General features: G+C 35.7%; 1 protein-coding gene. It reads right to left on the bottom strand.

Annotated elements, in window-relative coordinates; genetic code table 11:
* Positions 1-139 precede the first annotated feature (139 nt).
* A complete protein-coding gene (locus FK220_RS19985; RefSeq protein WP_152576129.1) occupies positions 140-577 on the bottom strand; it encodes a GNAT family N-acetyltransferase in 438 nt (145 codons plus the stop codon).
* Between the last annotated feature and the right edge of the window lie 26 nt (positions 578-603).

Genomic DNA, 603 nt, shown 5'->3' with positions numbered 1-603 from the left:
TAACGGTTCGTATAACCGCAGTTACGGGTTAATATGCGTTAATTTTCGGTTTAGCACTGACGTTAGCAATTCCGAGTGGATTCGGACGTAGTCGAATCCGCCGTAATTGCGGTTATACATTGTTAGCAACTGGCTTTTTTTATTTCGTTAACTGCTTCGAGAAATATATTCGTCTATGTCCTTTGGGAAAACCTTTTATTTCTCCAATTGGTTTATATCCATTTTTCAAGTAAAATTCTTCTGCCTGAAAATCAAATGTATCAAGCATTGAAATTTCTGCTCCTTTCTCAATAGCTATTTTTTCAGTGTGTTTTAAAATTTTAGTTCCAATTCCTTTTTTTCGGTATTCCTCTTTTACCCACAGAATTTTAATTTCGAGACCATTCCAATATCCAAGTCCAGCTAATATTCCGCCAATTTCAGTTCCGTTTTCATTTTTAGCGACAAACTCTAAGCGAGTCCAAATGTCGGCAAGTGCAGGAACTTTACTCAAATTGTATTCGTTAATTCCGTCGACGATTTTCTTTATATTTTCCTTTTCACAAGGTTCAATAGTAAATTCAGCTTTTATTTCCATCTGAGTGATTCAGCTTGTTGCTAACG

Origin of the sequence: Pelagihabitans pacificus (assembly GCF_009371985.2) — a bacterium.
Taxonomy (GTDB): domain Bacteria; phylum Bacteroidota; class Bacteroidia; order Flavobacteriales; family Flavobacteriaceae; genus Pelagihabitans; species Pelagihabitans pacificus.
The sequence above is the reverse complement of the archived record's forward strand: the minus strand, read 5'-3'. Positions and strand labels throughout refer to the sequence as shown.